This window comes from Ruegeria sp. SAZA006, assembly GCF_059613465.1.
The window spans coordinates 227,809-249,178 of the sequence record NZ_JBXWSO010000004.1 but is presented as its reverse complement, the minus strand read 5'-3'; the positions used below and the strand labels follow the sequence as shown (position 1 = coordinate 249,178).

The window sequence follows — 21,370 nt, the reverse complement described above, 5'->3', positions numbered from 1 at the left end:
TTTGCAAGACAAATGGGGCGGTTCTGCAAATATTTCGCGATAAACTGACGCGCCGTCACGCGCGCCGCTTGCTCGGTCAGCCGTCCGCGCCTAACACAATGCGAGCAATTTTTGGGAGGAGGACCCATGGCATACCAGGACGTTTACGAGAGCTGGCAAAAAGACCCAGAGGCTTTCTGGATGGACGCGGCCAAGGGGATCGACTGGTTCCAACCGCCAAGCAAGGCCCTGTTTGACGACAACGCCCCTCTCTATGAATGGTTCTGTGATGCCAAGGTGAACACTTGCTGGAACGCGGTGGACCGCCACGTTGAAAACGGCCGAGGCGAGCAAACCGCCATCATCTATGACAGCCCGATCACCCACACCAAGCGCGAAATCTCGTATATGGAGCTGCGCAATCGCGTGGCGACCCTGGCCGGCGCGCTGCGCGCCAAGGGCATCGAAAAGGGCGACCGCGTCATCATCTACATGCCGATGATCCCAGAGGCGCTCGAGGCGATGCTGGCCTGCGCGCGGCTGGGTGCGGTGCATTCGGTGGTCTTTGGCGGGTTTGCCAGCAACGAACTGGCGGTGCGGATCGACGACGCCAAGCCCAAGGCGATCATCGCGGCGTCCTGCGGGTTGGAGCCCGGTCGCGTGGTGCATTACAAGCCGCTGCTGGACGGTGCCATCGACATGGCCGAACACAAGCCCGATTTCTGCGTAATCTTCCAGCGCGAACAGGAAGTGGCCAAGCTGGTCGAGGGGCGCGACTTCAACTGGCACGGCTTCCAGTACGGCGTTGAGCCGGCCGAGTGTGTCCCGGTCGACGGCAACGATCCGGCCTATATCCTCTACACCTCGGGCACCACGGGCGCGCCCAAAGGCGTCGTGCGACCCACGGCCGGGCACCTTGTGGCGCTGAACTGGACGATGAAGAACATCTACAACGTCGATCCCGGCGACGTGTTCTGGGCGGCCTCGGACGTGGGCTGGGTCGTGGGGCATTCCTACATCTGCTATGGTCCGCTGATCCACGGCAACACCACCATCGTGTTCGAGGGCAAACCCGTCGGCACCCCCGACGCGGGCACCTTCTGGCGGGTGATATCCGAGCACAAGGTCAAAAGCTTTTTCACCGCCCCAACGGCGATCCGCGCGGTCAAGCGCGAGGACCCCAAGGGCGAAATGCTGGCGAAATACGATCTGTCCTGCCTCAAGGCCCTGTTCCTGGCCGGTGAACGCGCCGACCCGGACACGATCACTTGGGCACAGGACGCGCTGAAGGTTCCGGTCGTCGACCACTGGTGGCAGACCGAAACCGGCTGGACCATCGCCGGCAACCCGCTGGGAATCGAGGAACTGCCGATCAAGCTGGGCTCGCCCGCCAAGCCGATGCCCGGATATGACGTTCAGATCCTGGACGAAGGCGGTCACCCGATGAAACCGGGCGAACTGGGCGCGATCGCGGTCAAGCTGCCACTGCCCCCGGGGACGCTGCCGACCCTGTGGAATGCCGAGGAGCGGTTCAAGAAATCCTATCTCGAGCATTTCCCGGGCTATTATGAAACCGGCGATGCCGGGATGATCGACGAGGACGGGTACCTCTACATCATGGCCCGCACAGATGACGTGATCAACGTGGCCGGCCACCGCCTGTCTACCGGCGCGATGGAGGAGGTTCTGGCCGCCCATCCCGATGTGGCCGAATGCGCAGTCATCGGTGTATCGGACCAGTTGAAGGGTCAGGCCCCGGTTGGCTTCCTGTGCCTGAACGCGGGTTGCAATCGTGACCATGCCGAGATCGCGAAAGAGGTCGTGCAGATGGTGCGCGACAAAATCGGGCCCGTAGCAGCATTCAAGCTGGCCGTCGTAGTGGATCGGCTGCCAAAGACACGGTCTGGCAAGATCCTGCGTGGAACGATGGTGTCGATCGCCGATGGCAAAGACTACAAAATGCCAGCCACGATCGACGACCCGGCCATTCTGGACGAGATCACCGAAGCCCTGAAATCAATCGGTTACGCCCAGTAACCGGGCATCGGGCGGCCCTGGGCCGCTCGCCCTGCCCTGCAGGGTTGCAACCATTGGCAGACCGCCTACTGTGCCCTTGACGGAGGGCACATGGCAAATGACGACATCTGGCGCCTGAGCGCCGCAGAACTCGCAAAACTGACCCGCTCCGGCGAATTGAGCGCGACCGAAGCCGTCCAAAGCGCAATCGACCGGATGCACGCGCTGAACCCTGCGCTGAATGCCATCGTCGAAGACCTCAGCACCGAGGCGCAGGAGCGCGCCCGCGCCCTCGATGCCCAGCGGGCGCGCGGCGAACCGACCGGCCCGCTGCACGGCGTTCCCGTCACGATCAAAGTGAATGTCGACCAGAAAGGCCATGCCACGACCAACGGCGTCGCCGCGCTGAAAGATGTGATTGCCCCCGGCGATGCGCCCGTTGTGTCGAACCTGCTAAAGGCCGGCGCGGTGGTGATCGGCCGGACCAACACGCCCGAGTTTTCATTCCGCGCCGACACCGACAACCCGCTTTACGGACGCACGCACAACCCCTGGGGCCGACATATTTCTCCCGGGGGCTCCTCGGGCGGGGCCGGCGTGGCTGTGATGACCGGCATGGGTGCCCTGGCGCATGGCAACGATATCGGCGGTAGCCTGCGGTTTCCGGCGGCTGCCAACGGCGCGGTGACCGTGAAGCCGGGCCTGGGACGCGTTCCCGCGTGGAACCCCAGCCAAACCGCCGAACGTGGACTGCTGGCGCAATCCATGTCGGTGCAAGGATTGATCACCCGCAGCGCGGCGGACCTGCACCTGGCCATGCCTAGCCTGATCGCGCCGGATCCGCGCGATCCGTTTCATGTTCCGCTGCCATGGCGCATGGCCGAAGCTGACCAGCAGCCGCGGGTGGCTTTCACCAAGAACACTTTCGGCTACGATCTCCACCCCGAGGTCGACAAGGCGCTGGACACGGCCCGTGATGCACTGGTTGATGCTGGGTACATCGTTGACGAGATCGACCCTCCGAACGTGTTCGAATGTGGACGGCTTGGCTATCGCGCACTGATGGGCGAAGTGCTGACCCTGATGAAAGCCGATGTCGAGGCGGCCGGTTCTGAGACCATCCAACGCATCTTTGCCACCTACTTTCAGGAATTCCCACCGATCACCGGACCGGACCTGATCCGGGCGCTGGCGCAGCGCAGCCACCATGCGCGGGAATGGTCCCTGTTCATGGAGGACTATCCGCTGGTGCTGTCTCCTTTCCTGCCGCAGCCCTTTTTCAGACCCGACCGCGACACAGAAGGCTCGGAAGGTGTGCACGAAGTGCTGGGCTGTGCAGTCTATTCCTATGCCATGAACTTTCTGGGCCTGCCCGCCGCCTGCGTTCCGGCGCGTTTGGCCGAATTGCCGAGCGGGCGCCAGCCAATCAACGTTCAGATCGCAGCGCAGCGCTGGCGCGAGGACCTTGCCGTGGACGCAGCCGTCGCGATTGAAGCCCGGGTTGGTCGTATGACTGATCACCTGTGGGCCGATCTGGCAAGCACGGGCTGAAACACCAACCGCTTTCAAATGCCCCAAAATAATTGACCCCGGGACTGAGCGCCCGGGGTCCACGTGCTAAAATATGCCCGGATTGTGATGACGAGCGTAGCACCACCCACCCTCGCCAGCGCGAAAACTGCGCAATCATCCGAAAACACCATTTGGTGGCCACTCACTCCCACCGCGGCGTGTTCTCCGGGCAGGATCAGCATAGCCGAGAGGTAGTCGGCTTCCTGTGAACTGCTTCACATAAGCCCGAGAATACTGGGAATTTATGTAAATTGTTCAATCGTTAGACGCTCTTCCAGGCCATGCCCGGGGTCAAACAGGATCCTGTGACGGATCTTGGGTTCCGACCGAATCTCGACCCAATCAATATCCGGAAAGGATATGGAATCAGCGTCCGCCATCACCGGGCGCTTGTCGGCTTCAAGCACGTCAAAGCGCACGTGCGCCGTGCTGGGCAGCAACGCACCGCGCCACCGCCGAGGACGAAAGGCCGCAATGGCCGTCAGCGCCAGAACGTCCGACCCAATGGGCAGAATCGGGCCATGTGCCGAATAGTTGTAGGCGGTCGACCCGGCGGGCGTGGACAATAGCGCCCCGTCACAGACCAGCTCGGCCAATCGCACCCGACCATTCACGCTGATCTTCAGACGCGCGGCTTGCGGACCGGCGCGCAACAACGAAACCTCGTTAATCGCAAGGGCTTCGTGCACCTGTCCCGACTGGTCCATGGCCTTCATCGTCAAGGGGTTGATGACTTCTTCTTCGGCGGCTTTCAGACGCTCCATCAGATCGGCTTCGTGGAACTCGTTCATCAGAAACCCGATGGTCCCGCGATTCATGCCGTAGACCGGCACATCCAGATGCTGCGTGTTGTGCAGCGTCCGCAACATGAACCCGTCGCCGCCCAGCGCCACGATGACATCCGCATCTCGGGGGGCCGCATTGCCATAGCGTGCAACCAGTTTGTTGCGGGCCGACTGCGCGACATCCACGTCGCTGGCGAGAAAAGCGATTCTCTTTGTCATGTTTTCCGGTTTCCGGTGCTACGCATTTGGTTCCGAAACAAACATACCTTTCCCCATTAGGCCAGACGTGACGCCGCAGCGGGCCATTTCGTCGCTTTACAGACTTCCTCACCCGAGCCGTTTCCTATAGGAAATCCGCCAAACCAACCTCAGCCATGCGGAGCGCCCATGAACGCCAACCTTCGTGATACCGGTTTCTTCACCCAGTCCCTCGCGGATCGTGACCCTGAACTTTTCGGGGCAATCACGTCCGAACTGGGACGTCAGCGCGACGAGATCGAGCTGATCGCTTCGGAAAACATCGTCAGCGCAGCCGTCATGGAGGCGCAGGGCTCGGTCATGACCAACAAATACGCCGAAGGTTATCCCGGGCGGCGTTACTATGGCGGCTGCCAGTTCGTCGACATCGCCGAGAACCTGGCCATCGACCGTGCCAAGCAACTGTTCGGTTGCGAATTCGCCAACGTGCAGCCGAATTCGGGATCACAAGCCAACCAGGGCGTGTTCCAGGCGCTGCTGCAGCCCGGCGACACCATTCTGGGCATGAGCCTGGATGCCGGCGGCCACCTGACCCATGGCGCCAAGCCCAACCAGTCGGGCAAGTGGTTCAATGCGGTTCAGTACGGCGTGCGCAAGCAGGACAACATGCTGGACTACGATCAGGTCGAGGCGCTTGCCAAAGAACACCAGCCCAAGCTGATCATCGCCGGCGGCTCTGCCATTCCGCGCCAGATCGACTTTGCCCGCATGCGCGAGATCGCCGACATGGTGGGCGCCTATCTGCACGTGGACATGGCGCATTTCGCCGGTCTGGTCGCCGCGGGCGAGCATCCCAGCCCCTTCCCGCACGCGCATGTGGCCACGACCACCACACACAAAACCCTGCGCGGCCCGCGTGGTGGCATGATCCTGACCAACGACGAAACGATCGCCAAGAAGGTGAACTCGGCCATCTTCCCGGGCATCCAGGGTGGCCCACTGATGCATGTGATCGCGGCAAAGGCCGTGGCATTTGGCGAGGCGCTGCAGCCTTCGTTCAAGGACTACATCAAACAGGTCGTCGTCAACGCTCAGGCGTTGTCGGATCAGCTGATCAAGGGCGGCCTGGACACGGTGACCCACGGCACCGATACCCATGTGGTTCTGGTCGACCTGCGCCCCAAAGGCGTCAAGGGCAACGCGACCGAAAAGGCGCTGGGTCGTGCGCACATCACCTGCAACAAGAACGGCGTGCCGTTCGATCCTGAAAAGCCGACCGTGACCAGCGGCATCCGTCTGGGCTCGCCCGCCGGTACGACCCGCGGCTTCGGCGAACCCGAGTTTCGTCAAATCGCCGACTGGATCATCGAAGTGGTCGATGGGCTGGCCGCCAATGGCGAAGACAACAACGGCGAGGTCGAGGCGCGGGTCAAAGCGCAGGTCGCAGATCTGTGCGCAAAATTCCCGATCTACCCGAACCTCTGACGACACAAGGTCAGAAACAACAAAATGGCGCCTTTAGCGGGCGCCATTTTTCATTGCCGGCAGATGCCCAAATCAGATCAGACCGCGCCACCAAAGCACGACCAGGAACAGCGCGGCCAAGGCCAGAATATTGAAGGCCAGCCCCCCGAGCATGCCCAGAAACCAACCCCAGCGGCGATCCGCCAGATTGATGGCGCGCAGATGCGACTGAACATCCCTCGCCGCCTTTTCCAGGGTCGGCGAATCCAGGGTCAGCCGGAGCTTGGGATGCTCGACCAACGGCTCGGCACGGGCCAGTTCCATTGCCTGTTTGTAGACCTTGCGCGGCAAGCGGCGCTTGGCACGGCGCACCGACTCGGCCAGGGTCTTGCCCTTTGCGCCCAGTTTTTTGCGCAACAGAAATATCGTCTGCGCGATCTGGGTCTGAATTTCTGTTTCCTGAGCCATGCGCCCCTCCTGACGGGGCAATCTAACGGTCTGCGCAGGCGGTCACAATGGGGCTGGTTGTCCGGGGCGCCGGAGGCTATCAGAAAGACATGCTGAACACGATCACACATGGCGAACCGACGTCCCGCACACCGCTGTTGATTGCCCATGGGCTATACGGATCGGCCCGAAACTGGGGGGTGATCGCGCGTCGGCTATCAGATGAACGTCAGGTGGTGGCGGTCGACATGCGCAACCACGCCCACAGCTTCTGGGACGACCGGCACGATTATCCGGCATTGGCGGATGATTTGGCTGCGGTCATCGAAAGCATGGGCGGCGTGGCAGACGTGATCGGACATTCGATGGGTGGCAAGTCGGCAATGACATTGGCGCTCGAGCATGGCGAAATGGTCCACAGGCTGGTCGTGGCGGACATTGCTCCGGTTCGGTACAGCCATACGCAAATGCCATATATCGAGGCCATGCGCGCTGTGGACATGACACAGGTCGCGCGCCGCTCGGACGTGGAACAGCAACTGGCCGATCTCGGAGTCGAGAAGGCGTTGCAGAGCTTCTTCACTCAGTCGCTGGACGTTCCCGGCAAACGTTGGCGGCTGAATCTGGACGTATTAGCCAAAGAGATGCCGAATATCATGGGTTTTCCTGACTTTACCTCGCACTGGGACGGTCCGGCGCTGTTTCTCGCCGGTGCGGAGTCGGACTATGTTCAGGCAAGTCACCGCGAAATCATCAAATCCTTGTTCCCGAACGCCCGTTTCGCCAAGATTCCGGGCGCAGGCCATTGGCTGCACGCCGAAAAACCGCGTGAGTTCGAAGCTGCCGTCCGGACATTTCTGAACGCCGCCTAAGCTCTCTATTGGTACAGGCGCTTGGCGACCAGCCAGGATGCGGGTAAAGCCGCGACCGCTCCGACGGCTGCGGCGCCCACGATGGCCAGGGCCGAAACCATCCCCGCGGTCAGCACGGCGATAACGGCCGTCCCCGCGAGGGCGGTCGCGATCAGGGAATACAGTAGCGCTGCAAGTCTCATCATGGCCAGTCGTCCTTATTGATGGCGTCTGACGCTCAGATTGCCGAAGCGGAAAAAATCGGCTTTGATGCAGATCAGGCTGGGTTCCTACATCCCGGAATCAACCGGGCCGACATAGTCGCCCCCGCCGTTTACCCAGTCCGAGAACCCACCCAGGTTGTAGACATGCTGATACCCCATGTCCTTGAGCAACTTGCCCGCAAGTGCCGCTCGTCCTCCCGAGGCGCAATGCAGAATGATCGGGCGATCCTTGCGCAGCTCAGGGTCATGCGACTGCAGCGCAGGATCGGCACGAAACTCGAGCATACCGCGTGAGATATGGTGAGACCCAACGGCGCGACCGGTCTTTTCCAGTTCAGGCGCATCGCGAATATCCAGTAGCAGCGCACCCTGCTGCAATAACTCTCTTGCTTGCGCGGCGCTGATACGTTGAACAACGGAATTCGCGGCCTCAAGCATCTCTTGAACGGTCAATGGCATTCGTGCGGTCCCTTCCGGATTTTCACGAATGCTAGCACGGGGCCCTTTGAATTTGTAAGCGCAATAGTTGGCGCCTACTGCTCGCGAAAGGCCCGAGACATGCTGTCGACGATCGGCTTGGCGATATACGCGGCAAAGGTGCGTTCTTCGGTCTGGATCATGATCTCGGCCGGCATACCGGGGGTCGGAATGAAGCCCCGTACCCGGTCCATCTCTTCAGGCTTCAACGACACCCGGGCCAGATAGACCTCTTGCGGTATTCCGCTGGCTTCTTCCAGAATCGCGTCCGCCGAGACGTAGAAGACTTCGCCCGTCAGAACCGGTGTCGTGCGCTGATTTAGAGCCACCAACCGCACGGTCGCGGCCTGGCCGGTTACAACGCTGTCGATATCGGTGCGCGGGATCTGGGCCTCAATGATCAGCGGGGCATCGGCTGGCAGGATTTCGGCAATCGGCTTGCCGGTCTCGATGACGCCGCCCGGCGTGTGATAGTGCAGTCGCACGACCGTGCCATCAACCGGGGCGCGCACCACCGCGCGGGCAAGAACACTGCTGGCCTGGCGCGATTTTTCCCGCACGCTTTCCAGATCCGCCTCGATCACACCCAATTCGTCCAGTGCCGCTTCGCGATAGGCCGACCGGGTCCGGGTGATCTGCTCTTCGTATTTCAGCAGCATCTGGCTGGTTTCCGAGGCCTCGGCCGCCAGTCGGGCCAATTGCCCGTCCGCTTCGGCCTGGACCCGTCGGATGGTGTTCAACTCACCCTTTCGGACAAGCCCTTTTTCGAACAACGAGTTCTTGGTTTCGTATTCTTCCTGAAGGATCGCCTTGCGGCGCTCCATGCTTTCCAATTGCGCCTCGAAGCCGCTGGCTCTGATCTTCAGCGCCTCGATATTGCGTTCGAGGAGGGCAATGTCATTCAGCAGCGTTTTGCGCGAGACTTCAAAACTGAGGCGCTGATTGTCGAGAATGGTCATAACCTCCACGTCGTCGGACGCCTCGATCAAGGCGGGTGAGAACTCCAGAGTGTCCTTTTCGGCGTATTCGGCCAGCAAGCGTTCGACCATCGCCTGAAGGCGGATCTTGCGGATAAACAATTCACGCTCATTTGCCTCGGCCGAGGTCTGGTCCAGTGTCATCAAGACCTGACCCTCCTGAACGGTCTGGCCTTCGGTGACCAGGATCTGTTCGATGATGCCTCCTTCAAGATGCTGAACGATCTTGTTGCGCCCGGTGGCGACAAAGCTGCCTTGTGCAATCACTGCGGCCGCGAGCGGCGCCTGAAACGACCACAGGCCGAACCCGCCGAAACAGGCTACCAGCAAAACGGTGCCCACGACTATGAACTTGGTTATCGATCTCGGAACCTCGGCGTACCAAAGGGCGGGATCGTCTACTTGTACCAACTCGTTCATCTTTACCCCCGTCTACCCTTTCAACTCGGGCTGCTGGCGCGGCCCGTTCAGTTGCTGCAGCACCTGCTCACGCTGACCGAACAGGGCGACCCGCCCGTCCGTCAGCAGCATGATCTTGTCCACCACGTTCAAAAGCGTTGGTTTCTGAGTGATCACAACCACAGTAATCTTGTTTTCCCTCGCCTGCTCGATCGCCCGGGCAAGAGCCTTGTCGCCCGCGACATCCAGGTTCGAGTTCGGCTCGTCCAGTACCACCATCCGCGGATTGCCAAAGAAGGCGCGGGCCAGCGCGATCCTTTGTTTCTGACCGCCAGACAGGGGCGAGCCATCGGCAGTGACCACCGTTTCATAGCCTTGTGGCAAGGTGGCGATCATGTTGTGCACGTCAGCCAGGACGGCAGCATCATGAATTTGCTCATCGGTCGCATCGGCGCGCATTCGGCCGATGTTGTCCTTGATCGTACCCGGAAACAGCTGAACGTCCTGCGGCAGGTACCCGATGCTTTCGCCGAACTGGCGTGGATCCCAGTTTCGGATATCCATCAGGTCGAGCCGCACGCTGCCCGAAGTCGGCAGAATCGATCCTACCAGCGTTTTGCCCAGCGTGGTCTTGCCCGCGCCCGAGTTGCCGATGATCGCCAGCGTCTCGCCTGGGTTGAGCGAAAAACTGATGCCGTTGAGAACCACGCGTTTCGTGCCCCCGGGTACAAACAGAAGGCGTTCAACATCCACTCGGCCCTCGGGGCGGGGCAAGCGCAGCTTCTCATACTGAAGCGCCGAGTTGGACAGCAATGCCTTGATGCGGCTGTAGGCTCCGCGGGTCAGAAGGAATGTATTCCAGCCCTCAATTGACCCTTCGATTGGCGCAAAAGCCCGCCCGGCGATGATAGAGGCCGCGATAACCATGCCGCCCGTGATTTCGCCTTGCAGTGCCAAAAAGGCCCCCCATCCCAGAATGCCGACCTGCGTAAGCAGGCGCACGGTGCGCGAGATCGCCGCGAACACCACGTTTCTGTCCTGTGCCCGAACCTGCCAGGTCAGGGAATTTGCGGTGTCGCGTCCCCAGATCCGAACCGCCTCGGGGATCATTGCAAGTGCGTTGATGATCTGGCTGTTCCGCGACATCGAATCCAGATGCTGGTTGGCCAGAGACTGGGCCATGTTGGCCTCGGCAAACGGTTTGGCCGTCATCCGCTGATTGATCAGCGCGATAACCATCAGGATCACGGCCGTCACCACCACGATCATCCCCAACTCGGGGTGGACCAGGAAAATCATAAGGATGAACAACGGCGCAAAAGGAACATCCAAAAAGGACAGAAGGGTGCTTGAAACGAGAAAGCCGCGGATTTGCTGCAGATCGCCCAGCGTCTGATACTCGCGTCCCGTCCCGTGCAACGAGGCATGCGCCGCGGCACTGAGGGTCGGAGCACCCAGTCGCGCCGCCACTTCGACCCCGGTGCGCATCAACATGAAGCGCCGCACCGCATCGAAAGCAGATTGAAAGATGATTGCCCCGGCCACGATCGCCGTCAGCATGATCAGAGTGTCCAGAGAACGGCTGGTCAACACCCGGTCACTGATCTGGAACAGGTAGATCGGGATCGCCAGGATCAGCAGATTGGTCGCGCAGGTCAGAACCAGAACAAAGGCAAGGTTTCGCCATATCGCTCGCATCGAGGTCCGAAGGGTGCGTTGAAAGTCTTCGGGCGGCGTGCGTTTGTGAAAAGTTTGGGGTGGCCCTTTGCCGCCGCCATCGCCTGAACCAGTGCGCAGCAGCGGCTTGTTCGCTTCGGCCTCGATAGTGGTGCCCATGCGATCCGTCCCACCCGACCGGGACGAGGGGGTCATGCGCGCGGTCGGGCTTTCGACGGTTTGCGGTTCCGAGTCCTCGGCATTGGCCACCCCTTCGCCGTCACCCGCACGCCCTTCCACGGCGACGGTCTCCGGCGTTTCGCGCCGTCGGGGAGAAGCGGCGCTGAATGTTGTTTCCAGTGTGCTGTCGTCTATTATTTTCTGATCGGTTTCGTCCTGGGCTTCCGGTGCCGGAGCCGCATCAATACGAGCAACCTCTTGCTCCTTCTGCGCTGTCGCCGGGCCCTCCTGCGATGCCTTGTTCTGGCTCTGCTCGGTCACGGGCACGCGCATCTCCTTGGTCAGCCTTAGCCGTGCGGTCAGCCGTTCCGTTGCAAATGACGAGCCAGACACCATGTCGCTGGGTCGCAAAGTCAGAGGCTGCCCGCTTCCCGACCGGTCCAGCGGGCTGGCGTATCGGGTGCGGCGCGACGAAAAAACGATCGACATAAACAAACCTTCCGGTCACTCGTAAAAAAGGGAAAATCAGGTCAGGATGGATTGCATTCCTACATTGGCGTCCAAGTCTTCGGGGGTCAGGACAGGAGAGGTCGGGCCGCTGACTGCTTGCCCGGCGATCATTGCCTCCTCCATCAGGATTGCGATGGCTTCATTGGCAAATTCCGGGCTGATCTCATTCTCGGGCAAGTCGATGAGACTGGCCTGGTGCAGCAAAAGCTCGGAATATGCGCCCTGCCCGGCCATGACCACGGAGTCCACACCCAGCTTGTTGATGTTGGCCGCATTCAGCATCGCGTTGCTGCCGGACACGACTTCGGTACTGGCACCGTGCGGACCGGACAGGAAAACGTCATCCTGATCGGCAAGCATCGTGACCTGCTCAAGAATATTCACCTGCAACAGGTTTCCGTCGATCTTCAGAACGCGCATCTGCTCCATACCCGCGAACATCGGATCGTTCAGCAATGCGTCCTCGAGCGCGGCCATGTTCATTTCATTCAGAGCCATGGCCTCGGCCATGTTCTCCTCAAGCGCCTCCTGCAGGTCCAAGCCGTTGGTCATCACCGAAGCCTGGTTCATCAGCAGGTTTTCGTTCGCACCTCCGGCAGGTCCGGCTAGGCCGCCTGACACCACGTCATCATCCATCAGGACGAGCGTCTGGAACAACATGTCGACCGAGATCATGTCGCCGCCGATCATGATCAGGTCATAGTAACTGCCGAGTTGAACAATATCGGCCACGTTGACCATCTGATTGCCACCCATCGCATACATGGTCGAAGATGCGGAAATCTCGGTCTGGATATGGTCGATATCGGTGGCGTTGATGACCTGCTTGAGGAAGTTGGCAACCACCAGATCGCCATGGATCCAGTCGACGGTCAAAAAGGACGGCTGCCCGGCCCCACCAGCGACAGCCGAAGTTCCGGCAAGCCAGGGCGCAGGATTCGCCTCGGTTTCAATCTGGGCGGATTGAACAACGTTGGTGCCCGCACCGCTGCCGGTGTTTCCGACATCAACATCTGATACCAGCGCGACCTGGCTGATCATCGTCAGGCTGATTGCTTGTCCACCCACGGCGATGAAGGGGGCGTCCACCCAACCGACGTTCAGCGCGACTTCGTTGATCGCAAGATTGCCGCCGGTGACAACGGAATGACCCTCGTGCGACTCCGGCCCTTCGGACTGGTTCCACTCGGCCGGATAGGACTGTGACACCAGATTTTCCTCAGCCTCCTCCGGCTGGTGGTAGGCCGGCAGAAGATCACTCCAGACCGGAGCCTCCGACACGTGTTGACCGTTGACGATGATGCCTTCCGCGTCTTCACCCTGGAATTGGTGAACCGTGACACCTTGGACCGATCCATTCATCGGTGTCGTTATCTGTTCGACCAGCGTATCCAGGTATTCTGGCGTCATGTAGTCCGGTATCGCCAGTGAAGGCACCGCCATCGCATGAAGCGAGTGCGCCACGTCCAACGCGGCCTCGGCCTGTGCTGTCAGCATCGCCGCATCGCGGAAGTCGCCCGCGCCGACGGTATCATTGTCGCGCAGGACCAATGTCTGGAATGTGTAAGTGACGGCAGAACCTATCAGGTCGCTGACGACCTGAGGCTGCAGCATCAAGAATTGCGGCCCGACCGAGATCGGCAATTCGGACTGCGGAACAAATCCGCCCGGCGCCAACGGGTCACCGATCTGGATGCTCGACTCGAGCATCGGGCCGACTGGTGGCAGCGGCAACTGCGGGTCCGCGGGCGGTTCGGGGAAACGGTAGGGAAGCGGATCGTAGTCCTTGGGCTTCAGATCCAGATCGGCCTTGACGACAATCCTGATCGGATCCTCCAGGCCTTCAACTTCGGCCAGCCGTCGGAGCGCCGTAAACTCCTCGTATTGCTGCCGCAGGATGGCCTGTTCCATCGTGAGCTGAAAAGTACCGATAAAATGGGCGATCGTTTCCGTAATGCTGTCAAGTGACATCTGGACTATCCCTGTCACCCTTTCCGGCAGAAAATTTCCGGGTCTGGGTTAAGTTGGACCGAGGCCATGAAGCACGGCCCCGGTGTTTTCATCAAAGACCGGAGGCCGAAATCGCGGCCTCCGGGGTCAGGCATTATGCCTCGGTGTCGTCGCTCGCGTAGGTCGAACTCATCGAACCGCCAACCATCGTGGTATCGACCGAGTTGCCAAGCACGTTGGCGCCCATGACGATTGTCTGGTTGAAGGCCGAGGTATCGACCACTGCTGCTGCCGACGCGTAGGATTCACCAGTGACGATACCGTCGCCACCATTGTTGGAACCCCAGGTGCCGCCATTGCCGCCGGCTCCGCCGTCACCCGAATAGGCACCGGCCGCGCTGCCACCGGTGACTGCGCCACCCGTGGTATCGCCGGACATGGCGCTACCCATGGCGTAGCCGCTGGTACCGCCATTGGCCGCAGACGCACCGCCTGCACCACCGGCTCCCGAGCTGGCCGCGCCAGTCGCACTGCCGGATCCGGTCGAGGTGGCATCGTTGTCGGTGTACGACGCGCCGCCGTATCCCGCGATGGCTTCGGCCAGGCTGTCGGCGGAACCGTTTGTGTCAGCGTCAGCAAAGACTTCTGCCGCACCACCGGTACCTGCCGTGTTGACCGCATCCGCAGAACCCGCACCGTTACCGGACGAGGTGGACGTTGGCGTCGTGGTCCCACCGGCTCCGCCAGCGCCTTCTGCACTGGACGAACCCGAACCGGTTCCATTTGCCGCGCCATTGGCCGCGTTCGAACCGCCGGCTCCGCCGGTTCCGGTCGACGTCTGCGGGTTGCTGGCCGCACCGTTCACGTCACCGGGCGACTGACTGATATTCGGACCGCTTGCGGCCAGATCGCCGACGCCCTGTGCGCCAGAGTTGGCTGCCGAGCTGCCGCCCGTGCCCGCTCCGCCGGACCCTGCGCCACCGGTTCCGGCACCGCCGGTTCCTGCGCCGCCGGTTCCGGCACCACCGGTGCCCGCTCCGCCGGTACCCGGGTTGTTGCCCGTGGTTCCGCCGCCGCCGGTCGCAGCGTCGGTATCAGCCGCATTCAAGGCCGGACCACCATCCGCGATTTCCTGGTTCAGCGCCGCGATGGCTGCTTCGACCATGGCCGAGAATCCGCCGGATCCCTCGCCACCAGAGCCTTCGCCGCCAGCACCTTCACCACCCGAGCCCGAGCCGCCGGAACCCGTGCCACCGGAACCAGGCCCGCCGGTGCCATTGGCGCCACTTTGCGCGCCGCTGCCAGCCATGCCCGCACCCGTGTTGCTTCCGGCCGTCGCTTCATTCGCTTCGGTCGTACCGGTGCTATTGTTCGATGCAGAACCCGAGTTCGATGACTCGCCGTTGCCACCATTGGCGCCGTTCGCACCCGACTCGTTTCCGGCCAGGCCAAGGCCCGCGCCGATCGAACCGGTCGCGTTTTCACCACCGTTGGCATTGCCTTCCGAGTTGGCGCCGGACAGTCCCAGACCAAGGCCAAGACCGATCGAGCCGGCATTACCGCCTTCACCGCCAGTTCCCTGGCCGTTGGCATTCGAACTGCCGGTGTTGTTGGCGCTGGAGGTGCTGTTGGCGTTGCCGCCATTGCCAGCCGTGCTTTCGCCACTGGCTTCGGCGCCCGACAGACCAAGACCCAGGCTCGTGTTGTTGGCGCCGCCCGAAGCCGCACCGTTGCCGCCTTGCGAAGCCGCGCCGGCATTGCCGGTGTGGCCGCCCAGCGCGAATGCGTGGCTGCCATTGGTCTCGCCGCTTGCTGCACCGCCGTAGCTGGTTCCGCCGGAACCCGAGTTACCGCCGCCGGAGGAGGAACCGATGCCTTCTTCGGCATAGGCCGAACCGCCCGTCGCGCTGCCGTTCTGATAGAACGAGCCGTCATTCGACAGGCTGGGCGAATCCAGCGTGTCATCGTCACTCAGGCTGGCCAACTGGTTGTTGATCGACGACATGTCGTTGCCGTCACCATTCATCGAGATGGACAGGTTCAGATCATCGCCGGGATCATAATTCACGTCGTTTCCGGCCGTGATGACATCACCGATGGATGCCGAGTCACCGATATCCAGATCGACCTGGTCATCGTCGCGCGGGATCCACTCGCCTTCACCGAAATCGATGTTGATCGAGTTTGCGATGCTGTTGCTGTCATCGCCGCCATTTACGTTCGACTGCTGCTGACCTTGCTGTTGGCCCTGCTGCTGCGCCTGACCCTGGTCCTGACCCTGGCCCTGCTCGTTCGCAACTTCAGTCGCCTGAGCCTGAGCCTGGTTCTGTTCGTCTTCGTTGTTTGCAGCGTTTTGAACTTCCTGACCCTGCTGCTGTTGCTGCGCGGTCAGTTCGGCCTCGATATTTGCTTCTTCAACGGGGATTTCCACCGAGATCGGAGCTTCGAGATTTTCAACATTAACTTCGTCAACGGTCGTGACATTGGTATTGTTCACATTGCGTCGCATAACAATCTTCCATTTTTGAAGCGCCAGACCGCCATTCATCTACAAAGCGATATTCGGCGCGGTTGAAAATATTATTGAGCATCCATTCGCGAAACTGCGCATGTCTGCGGCCTTGTCTTTCGAATGATGTGTTGTCACCCCCCTTTCTCGGCCAAGCCGATTCCGTGACTGCTCAAAATCACGCGAAAATACGCGGGCCGCAGACACGCCAGGTACAAGTACACTTCGCAAATTGAAGCACGACACAGGGTACAGATGCCGTTCGGCCTGCCTAGCTGGCAGAAAGTATTAACATCACTAAAAGGATGATTTGCTTGATGTATTACTCGAACACGCATTTCATGGCCGAGTTCGGAGCCGAATTGGCCAGCGACAAAGGCTGGTGAATTTAAGTTCTTTGAATCCAGATATTTAAGCGGTCCGACCGTCAAACGGCCTTAATCGAAAGTTCTAAAATCTGGTGATTCTCAAAGCCGTACAGTTGTCGAAAACTGAACTTTCTGGTATACTCAATACATATTTTTAATTGTTTTTATTCAGTTTCACCCCGGCCAATAACGGCCAATTCAGGACGTAATCTGGGGTATTTAGGGGGGCGCAAAAATGAGCATTTCTGAATTAAGTAACAGTTCCAACACGATCGACAAAAGTGAAGATTTCATGATTGTTTTTGTTGGGAAAGAGCTCTTCTACTCCAACCAAACCCTGCGAAGCGTTCAGCACGAATTCGGCGTGGCAGCCCATCGGTTTGAATCCCTCGCGGCATTCTTGTCCGAGGCGAGCAATGCTGAGGGTTCCGGCAAGATTGTTGTCGTGGATCAGATCATGATGGAGGATCTGCTGGCCCATCCTTCCGATTATGTTCGATCGTCCATGCCGGGATGCCTTGCCTTCGCATACCGCAAAGAGGACGCAGCCCGTTTCGTTTTCGAGCGATGGGACCGATCCCGGTACGGACCAATCGGGTATCTTCCGATGAACGTCGCCCCGGACGCATGGCGCGCGATCCTGCGGCTGCTGATGCATGAAGAGTTGTACCTGCCGGGATTTGTAGCCAATTGCGTTGCATTGAAGCCGTGCGCGAAAACCCCAACTGCAGCCCGGGAAACTCCGAAATCCCCTGCGGCTGGCCCTCTGTTGTCTAAACTGACCAGGCGCGAGAAGCAGGTTCTGCAGCTTGTCTCCGAAGGAAAAAGCAACAAGGCTATCGCTGCCCAGTTGGGTATCACCGAACACACGGTCAAGCTGCACATGCACAACGTGTCGGGCAAGATCGGTGTCAGCAACAGAACGGCAGCGGCGCATTTCTTCTTTGAGGCGGCGGCGCAAGACGCGCACCGAACTTCGGTTGACTGACGACTTCGAAGCCAGGTTCGATCGGTTGATCCTTTTGGTCGGCCGCCTGAACTATGTCTGGACGAACACCGAAAGCCTGCTGATACATCTGATTGCCGGCCTCTCGGGGACCAGCAAAGACGTAGCCGTCATCACTTTCCTCACCCTGAACACGACCCGCGCCCGAATTGATCTGGTCGAGCGTCTGGCAAAGATGGACGGAAGGCCGGCCTCGGTTCGTGATCCGATCCTTGAGCACACGCAGCGGCTCAGCCGCCTGTCGGGCATCCGCAACAAGTTCAACCATTGCATCTATTCCTTCGACCAGGAAACCGGGAACCCCAAGACGATCCTGATGCGCATTGCCGATCGAAAAACCGACATCAAGCTGGGGCGCGAAGATACGGTCGACGAACAGGCGATGCAGGAAATCGAGGATGTCGTAGCGCAGCTGTCGGCGGCGAACCAGGACATCTGGCGGCTGATCTCCAAGCTGGGTTATCCGGTCTGACGATCGCCCTCGGCCAAGCCGACCATTGTGTTTGGTGCGGGCGGTGGGACTCGAACCCACACGGCGCTAGGGCCTTCGGATTTTAAGTCCGATATGTCTACCATTCCATCACGCCCGCATCCGGCCGGTCTGGTGCACCGGCAACGGATCACGTGCCGAACACTTACACGCACCCATTCCGATTGCAAAGACCGCAAGCGGTTAATTCGCCAGCCTGATCAACGCCGTGCGGTTCAGTGCAAGCAGCCACTTTCCCCAGGGAACAAGACGCGCGCAATTCTCGCATTCCGCCCCTTTGCCTTGACAGATCGACTGCATTTCTATGACGTCTGCCGGATCGTTGAGGGAGGCCGCGATGAAGACCGTCACCAACCCGCATCGGGGCAAAGGCAAACTATTTTCTCAGGCACCTTTCCCCTCAACCAACTCGAACCGGTTGGCACAGCTTCTGTCTCTGTGCCCGGCCTCCGGCGTGACACCACTGGCCGAAGCGCCGGGTTTGGCGCCCGTTTCCCGCCTTTGGATCAAAGATGAACGGACGCGGATGAATCTCGGGTCGTTCAAGGCATTGGGCGCGGCCTATGTCATCGCCTGCCAAGCGAGCGAAGCCACCGAGACACCCGACAACACATCCCTTGCCGGCCGCACTTATGTTACGGCCAGCGCCGGGAACCACGGCCTCAGCATGGCTGCGGGTGCGCGCGTTTTTGGTGCGAATGCCGTGGTGTTCATTTCTGAAACCGTGCCCGAAAGCTTTGCGCAGCGCCTTGCGGCGCAAGGTGCGCGAGTGGTGCGCGAAGGCGTCGATTACGCCGCAAGCATGAACGCCGCAAGCCGCGCGGCGAACGACAACGACTGGACGCTTCTGTCAGACAGCTCTTGGGAAGGGTATTATGACCTGCCCCATCTCTTGATGGAGGGGTACGTTCAAATGGCCGTCGAGGCGGTTGATCAATGTCCCGAACCTCCGACATTGATCCTGCTGCAGGCCGGAGTGGGAGGCATGGCGGGCGCCGTTGCCGCATGTTTCCGAAAGGCTTGGGGAGACGACCCCAGGATCGTCGTGGTCGAACCGGCCGCAGCCCCGGCGCTGATGGCCAGCATCCAAGCCGGCGCGCCGGTCTTTGCAGACGGTCCGGACAGCATCATGGGACGGCTGGATTGCAAGGAGCCATCGCTGATTGCGCTGAATGGACTGGCGCGGGATGCCGATCTGTTTCTGACGCTGGACGATGACACCGTGGCCGCTCAGCTTCCAGTCATGGCAGAGGCCGGGTTCGAAACGACTGCGTCAGGCGGGGCCGGACTGGCTGCCGTTCTGGATGCCGATAGCCGCAACTTGCTCAAAATCGGACCACAGGACCGCGTTTTGTGCGTCGTGACCGAGCAAGCCTCATGAGAGGGTTCGAACAAGCCGAATTCGAGGACAGAACTTCGCGTGCGCAGGATCTCATGCAAGAGCATGGACTGGACGCCCTGCTGCTGACGACCGAGCCCGACGTCCGGTATTTCAGCGGCTTTCTGACCCGGTTCTGGGAAAGCCCGACGCGCCCCTGGTTCCTTGTCGTTCCTGCGACCGGTAAACCTGTCGCCGTGATCCCGTCGATTGGAGCGGCCTTGATGGCGCAGACCTGGATCGAAGACATCCGCACTTGGACCGCCCCGGATCTGGCAGACGACGGAGTATCGTTGCTGGCCGAAACCCTACGCGAACTCGTTCCGGACGGCGGCTTGATCGGATGCCCCGACGGGCATGAAACGCACCTGCGGATGCCGCTTGCAGATTTCGGGCGTCTGAAATCCGAAATCGACCGCCGCAGGATCACCGGCGACCTTGGCATTCTGCGCGACCTGCGCATGGTCAAATCTCAAGCCGAAATCAAAAAGATCCAAACCGCGTGCCGGATCGCAGGGGAAGCTTTTGAGCGGGTTCCTGAGATTGCAGCGGCAGGTGATCCTCTGGATCAGGTTTTTCGGCGATTCCAGATGTTGTGTCTCGACCAAGGCGCCGATTGGGTGCCTTATCTTGCCGGCGCGGCCGACCAGGGCGGATATGGCGACGTAATCTCACCAGCAACCCAACGACCGTTGAAGCCGGGCGACGTGCTTATGTTGGATACCGGGCTGGTCTGGGATGGGTATTTTTGCGATTTCGACCGCAACTGGTCCGTCGGCCCGGCCAGTCCCGCCGTGTGCGCGGCGCACCACGCGCTGATCGATGCGACCGAGGCTGCGTTCGAGCAGGCCAGACCGGGCGCGACGGCCTCGGACCTGTATCACGCGATGAACTCGGTCCTGTCCCGTGGCGGCGGCGGGACCGAAGCCGGGCGCTTGGGCCACGGATTGGGCATGTCATTGACCGAGTGGCCTTCGCTCATCCCAACGGATCACACAGTTCTGAAACCTGGAATGGTGTTGACGCTGGAGCCAGGTATTGAGGTCGGTAGCAAAATACTTGTCCACGAGGAAAACCTGCTGGTCACCGAAAGCGCGCCGCGGTTCCTGAGCCCCAAGGCAGGACGGGAGATTCCCGAGCTATGACAACACTGCCATTTTCTCTGGACACGGATGACCCTGGCATATCTCCGCTTGGCCTGATCGTTCTGCAGACAGACGAGACGATCGAAGGCGATTTCCGCAGGCTTTTTTCCGGCGACCCTGCACCCATTTATGTCTCGCGCATAACCAGCGACCCGCAGGTCACGACCAAGACGTTGACCCGCATGAAACATGCGCTTCCAGCGGCGGCAGATTTACTGCCCAAGGCGCGCCCCTTCCGGGTTGTGGGTTACGCCTGCACCTCGGCAAGCTCGGTCATCGGGTCGGAAAAGGTCGAAGAACTGGTAAAGCAGACTTGTGACGTGCAATCGGTGACCAACCCGCTGCGCGCTGCGGTTGCTCAGGCGCGCGAACTGGGTGTGTCACGCTTTGCACTGCTGTCCCCGTATGTGGAGCAGGTCAACACGGCGCTTCGCGCGGCCTTCGCCGATCAAGGGGTCCTGATGGATGTGTTCGGCACCTTTGGGATTTCCGAAGAATCCAAGGTCGTCCGGATTTCGACGCAATCCATCGTTGACGCTGCGGTAAGACTGGGTTCGGACAGAGCGGTCGAAGCTGTTTTTCTCAGCTGCACCAACCTTCGCACGTTGGATGCCATCCCGCAGATCCATGAACAGATCGACAAACCGGTCCTGTCCAGCAATCAGGCCCTTGCGTGGCACATGCGGCGCCTCAACACTGCGCAAAATCCCTGAATCCCACCCAATGGGGATTGGTTTTTGTCATTGAGTCTTGCCAGCCGGTCATTGCTGCGTCTTTAATGTGCTCAGG

General features: G+C 60.5%; 17 protein-coding genes and 1 tRNA gene. 9 read left to right on the top strand and 9 right to left on the bottom strand.

What is annotated here, in order from left to right:
- Positions 1-126 precede the first annotated feature (126 nt).
- Entirely contained in the window at positions 127-2,016 is a 1,890-nt protein-coding gene (prpE, locus tag AC2FNZ_RS03880; protein WP_496839586.1) for a propionate-CoA ligase PrpE, read from the top strand.
- Positions 2,017-2,106: 90 nt separating this feature from the next.
- Positions 2,107-3,546, top strand: coding sequence for an amidase family protein (locus tag AC2FNZ_RS03875; protein ID WP_496839585.1), 1,440 nt, complete (start codon positions 2,107-2,109; stop codon positions 3,544-3,546).
- 263 nt (positions 3,547-3,809) lie between these two features.
- On the opposite strand, the gene AC2FNZ_RS03870 is transcribed toward AC2FNZ_RS03875, so the two are convergent.
- On the bottom strand, positions 3,810-4,571 hold the full coding sequence (locus tag AC2FNZ_RS03870) for an NAD kinase (protein ID WP_170363030.1): 762 nt from the start codon (positions 4,569-4,571) through the stop codon (positions 3,810-3,812).
- 168 nt (positions 4,572-4,739) lie between these two features.
- On the opposite strand from AC2FNZ_RS03870, the gene glyA reads away from it, so the two are divergent.
- Positions 4,740-6,035 carry a serine hydroxymethyltransferase gene (gene glyA / locus AC2FNZ_RS03865; RefSeq protein WP_170458431.1) on the top strand — a complete coding sequence of 432 codons (1,296 nt, stop codon included), beginning with the start codon at positions 4,740-4,742 and terminating at the stop codon, positions 6,033-6,035.
- Positions 6,036-6,107: 72 nt separating this feature from the next.
- Here glyA and AC2FNZ_RS03860 read toward each other — a convergent pair whose 3' ends face one another.
- Positions 6,108-6,482: a hypothetical protein gene (locus tag AC2FNZ_RS03860; RefSeq protein WP_260063334.1), complete on the bottom strand. Its 375-nt coding sequence runs from the start codon at positions 6,480-6,482 to the stop codon at positions 6,108-6,110.
- Positions 6,483-6,529: 47 nt separating this feature from the next.
- Between AC2FNZ_RS03860 and AC2FNZ_RS03855 the strand changes: the two genes are divergently transcribed.
- Entirely contained in the window at positions 6,530-7,333 is an 804-nt protein-coding gene (locus AC2FNZ_RS03855; protein ID WP_254438905.1) for an alpha/beta fold hydrolase, read from the top strand.
- Between the two features lie 5 nt (positions 7,334-7,338).
- On the opposite strand, the gene AC2FNZ_RS03850 is transcribed toward AC2FNZ_RS03855, so the two are convergent.
- The 6 genes from AC2FNZ_RS03850 to AC2FNZ_RS03825 form a co-directional block, all read right to left on the bottom strand.
- A complete protein-coding gene (locus AC2FNZ_RS03850) occupies positions 7,339-7,518 on the bottom strand; it encodes a hypothetical protein (protein WP_496839584.1) in 180 nt (59 codons plus the stop codon).
- 84 nt (positions 7,519-7,602) lie between these two features.
- Positions 7,603-7,995, bottom strand: a complete 393-nt coding sequence (locus AC2FNZ_RS03845; protein ID WP_093962649.1) for a rhodanese-like domain-containing protein — start codon at positions 7,993-7,995, stop codon at positions 7,603-7,605.
- 74 nt (positions 7,996-8,069) lie between these two features.
- On the bottom strand, positions 8,070-9,410 hold the full coding sequence (locus AC2FNZ_RS03840; protein WP_093962650.1) for an HlyD family type I secretion periplasmic adaptor subunit: 1,341 nt from the start codon (positions 9,408-9,410) through the stop codon (positions 8,070-8,072).
- 12 nt (positions 9,411-9,422) lie between these two features.
- Complete coding sequence (locus AC2FNZ_RS03835; protein WP_496839583.1) at positions 9,423-11,714, bottom strand: type I secretion system permease/ATPase; 2,292 nt, start codon at positions 11,712-11,714, stop codon at positions 9,423-9,425.
- A 36-nt stretch (positions 11,715-11,750) separates the two neighbouring features.
- Positions 11,751-13,706, bottom strand: a complete 1,956-nt coding sequence (locus AC2FNZ_RS03830; protein WP_496839582.1) for a type I secretion protein — start codon at positions 13,704-13,706, stop codon at positions 11,751-11,753.
- A 133-nt stretch (positions 13,707-13,839) separates the two neighbouring features.
- On the bottom strand, positions 13,840-16,194 hold the full coding sequence (locus AC2FNZ_RS03825) for a hypothetical protein (protein ID WP_170587555.1): 2,355 nt from the start codon (positions 16,192-16,194) through the stop codon (positions 13,840-13,842).
- Positions 16,195-16,797: 603 nt separating this feature from the next.
- On the opposite strand from AC2FNZ_RS03825, the gene AC2FNZ_RS03820 reads away from it, so the two are divergent.
- Positions 16,798-17,550 (top strand): helix-turn-helix transcriptional regulator, encoded by a 753-nt coding sequence (locus AC2FNZ_RS03820; protein WP_496839581.1) that lies wholly within the window; start codon positions 16,798-16,800, stop codon positions 17,548-17,550.
- A complete protein-coding gene (locus AC2FNZ_RS03815) occupies positions 17,543-18,040 on the top strand; it encodes a hypothetical protein (protein ID WP_496839580.1) in 498 nt (165 codons plus the stop codon). The genes AC2FNZ_RS03820 and AC2FNZ_RS03815 overlap by 8 nt, the downstream gene beginning before the upstream one ends.
- Positions 18,041-18,072: 32 nt before the next feature.
- On the opposite strand, the gene AC2FNZ_RS03810 is transcribed toward AC2FNZ_RS03815, so the two are convergent.
- Positions 18,073-18,158: transfer RNA gene (locus AC2FNZ_RS03810), tRNA-Leu, on the bottom strand.
- 237 nt (positions 18,159-18,395) lie between these two features.
- Between AC2FNZ_RS03810 and AC2FNZ_RS03805 the strand changes: the two genes are divergently transcribed.
- From AC2FNZ_RS03805 to AC2FNZ_RS03795, 3 genes are read left to right on the top strand one after another with little or no spacing between them, the layout of a single operon-like run.
- On the top strand, positions 18,396-19,439 hold the full coding sequence (locus tag AC2FNZ_RS03805) for a pyridoxal-phosphate dependent enzyme (protein ID WP_496839579.1): 1,044 nt from the start codon (positions 18,396-18,398) through the stop codon (positions 19,437-19,439).
- The gene (locus tag AC2FNZ_RS03800; protein ID WP_496839578.1) at positions 19,436-20,581 is read left to right on the top strand and encodes a M24 family metallopeptidase; all 1,146 of its coding nucleotides are present in this window, start codon (positions 19,436-19,438) and stop codon (positions 20,579-20,581) included. The genes AC2FNZ_RS03805 and AC2FNZ_RS03800 overlap by 4 nt, the downstream gene beginning before the upstream one ends.
- Complete coding sequence (locus AC2FNZ_RS03795) at positions 20,578-21,294, top strand: maleate cis-trans isomerase family protein (RefSeq protein WP_496839577.1); 717 nt, start codon at positions 20,578-20,580, stop codon at positions 21,292-21,294. Before AC2FNZ_RS03800 ends, AC2FNZ_RS03795 begins: the two co-directional genes overlap by 4 nt.
- Positions 21,295-21,370 lie beyond the last annotated feature (76 nt).